Source organism: Buttiauxella sp. S19-1 (assembly GCF_022134725.1).
Taxonomy (GTDB): Bacteria; Pseudomonadota; Gammaproteobacteria; order Enterobacterales; family Enterobacteriaceae; genus Buttiauxella; species Buttiauxella ferragutiae.
Genome location: NZ_JAHWLU010000220.1, coordinates 1 through 2,602, shown reverse-complemented (window position 1 = coordinate 2,602; position 2,602 = coordinate 1). Strand labels below are relative to the sequence as shown.

The window sequence follows — 2,602 nt, the reverse complement described above, 5'->3', positions numbered from 1 at the left end:
AAATAGTGGAGAGTAAATAAGTTCCGCAGCCTGCCGGGGAAAACACCTGGGTCTGTTGCGAACGACGGTCAAAAACGGACAGTTTATCGCGAATATCCCCCATCAAACGGTAATGCGTCTGACGAGAGTTAACAGCTTCGTGGAAAATACCGTCCTGAGGAATGGGGTAATAGAGCACCACGCCTTCGTGGTCGGTAAAATGCAGATCATTTCCCTGTATATGCAGTGAGCGGGACCATTCATCGGTCCATTTCGGGCCGAACAGACCACCAGTTCTGGCTTGCGAACGGTAGGTGCGCGAGAGGGGTAGAGGCAAGGTGCCTGGCAGGGCCAGGACACTCAGTTGCTGAAGAAAATCGCCAGTTACCACATCAACAGGCTCACCCGCTTTGGTGCAAAAAGATAATGAAAAGTTTTCCCCTTCTCCTGCCTGACCCTTTGTTTTTCCTTTGACCCTGGCACCATCCATGTCTATGCCCCCCGCAGATCGCAGAGAATATGCCATCATCATTCCCTGAACTGCCTGCATTAGCGCCCGGTTCTGCGGTGTGTCTATAGTATTAAAGTTTTCAAGCGCCTCTCCGCCTATCTGCTCGGCAATGTTCCGCGCCGTTTCAGCAGACATATTGTAATAACTCCCAGCACTCAGCATTGCACCTATTGCCTGGCTATTCATAACATCGTCAGGCGTATGGTCGGTGAAAAAATCTGTGGTCGCGTTCTGAACAGAGTTTGCCGTGTCGGCTATTGCCCGAGCCTTTTGAAGCTGATACTCGACATATGATGTTAACAGGGATTGAAAGAACCCCTTTTCCTCTGCAGTTTCAGTCTGAATGGCAGGGTCAGCATCGTGGGCAGATACAATCGCTGCCGGAGGCTGGCCAACAATAATGCCCGTGGTATTACGGGCATTCATCCAGAATATATCGTCATGACGCAAAACGGGTTTCCCCCCAGCCCGCACGGTCTGACTGTGTGCCAGCGGTTCGCAGATATCACCGACGGTGCCACTCGACACTCCCTTCGCGATACCAGCTTCATCTCCTTTTGTCCGGGGCATGAAGCTCTGATCAAGTACCAGCAGCGGGCCGCCATTCGCCCTCACATTAGGGATCACATTCATGGCATCGGCCATGCTAGCCGTTACTGGATAGGGGACCGGGGGAATTGCTGGACCCATGGGTGTCTTACAGACATCGGGTTTGGTACTGATCACCAGCCACTGGATGTCCTGGCGTGCAATATAATTAATCGCCATATTCATTTCCCTTCGGTGCGATAGCGGGCTTCCATTACCCGGATATCATTGCGGACTGGTAGCAGGTAGCGCCAGGTCAGTGCGACAGTGAACGTGTCGGTATTTATTGCCAGGGTATCTATCCATAACAGTTGTGGTATCAGCCCACCGATGTTCATTCGGAGTAACACCATTGCCTGATGCGCTGGAAGGATAAAACGGATATCCCCATCCGGGTGAAAGCCTGTCAGCACAAATTCTGGTCCCGGTTCGGGATACCGAATCTGCTGGGTATGCGGTGCTCCATTCCAGTAGCCAAAATCAAAATCATCCGGCAGGTCGGGGTGCTGCGTTTCCAGCCATTGCTGGTCGTAGGTTCCTGCCAGCGGCAGGCGTGGCAACCAGGCGCGACCGATACAACCAAAGCCGGCAGGCTGATATTCGGGAGCAAACCAGTCGGCTTTCCCGTCAAGGCAGGCAACGAATTGTTTGAGGGTAAAGGGGGCGTCCAGCGCGATGATACAGGGAGCTTCAACCTGCTGAACCTCGCAGGCGTGCAGATACCATGGCTGCATGTAACCCAGCCCCAAAGGGTTCACCGGGCAGGCCATATGCGCCAGCGGTGGGTTGTTCTGGTCGGGATGTTCGCGGCGTTGCACATCTGTCAGGAGGTATTCTTCGGGAATGCGCTCAGCGTGATGACTATCAGCCTCTATTCGACACTCGCCGCCAAAGGCGTAACGGTAATCCAGCGGCAGGGAAGTAAATGGCTCCGGCTCTGTGTCATACCACTCCCCGGTTAGCGCCTGGCGCTGGTAAAAGCGTCTGCCGGTTACCTGCAGTTTCTTGTCCACCAGTACTTCGCCTGAAGGTGAGTACATCTGTATACCTGCCGTCATTTCCTGCGCGGCAGCCCCGCCAGGTGTATAAGCGGTGCCGTTGACGATGATATCGCAGAGAGGTTTCAGCGGGGCGAGGTCACTTTCACGCAGCACCGGGGAAAGGTTCATTTCACCGACATATTCATCTTCCACACATAACGGTAGCACCGGGTTTTCCATCAGTAGTGCCTGCCACAGTCCCTCAGCATCCTGTGCCAGCCGGAAGCCGGTTTTCATGGCAACCACCCGATGACGTTCGTTATGCTTATCATCCATTGCGTATTCCATCACTGAAAATGGAGTCCGATTACGGAATTCCATATATATTCCTTTCCTTTTTCTGAAATAAAAGAATGCGTATCTATTTATGTATTAGTGGGATTCATTTTTATGATGAATGAAATAACGTTTTTTTTCTAAAAAACAATATCAATAATTAGAAGGTATTTTGAATGTGAAGTTTATGCGGATTGTCAATTTAATG

At 51.8% G+C, this 2,602-nt stretch carries 2 protein-coding genes; both read right to left on the bottom strand.

Going from position 1 to position 2,602, the window contains the following annotated elements; translation table 11 throughout:
* Positions 1–1,258 (bottom strand): PAAR-like domain-containing protein (locus tag MES37_RS24025; RefSeq protein WP_237932793.1); only part of this gene is annotated, 1,258 nt, incomplete at its 3' end.
* A 2-nt stretch (positions 1,259–1,260) separates the two neighbouring features.
* Positions 1,261–2,439, bottom strand: coding sequence for a DUF2169 family type VI secretion system accessory protein (locus MES37_RS24020; protein ID WP_237932792.1), 1,179 nt, complete (start codon positions 2,437–2,439; stop codon positions 1,261–1,263).
* Between the last annotated feature and the right edge of the window lie 163 nt (positions 2,440–2,602).

Coding starts and splice junctions, on each gene's coding strand:
- MES37_RS24020 (WP_237932792.1), bottom strand. CDS start 2,439: ATGGAATTCCGTAATCGGACTCCATTTTCAGTGATGGAATACGCAATG.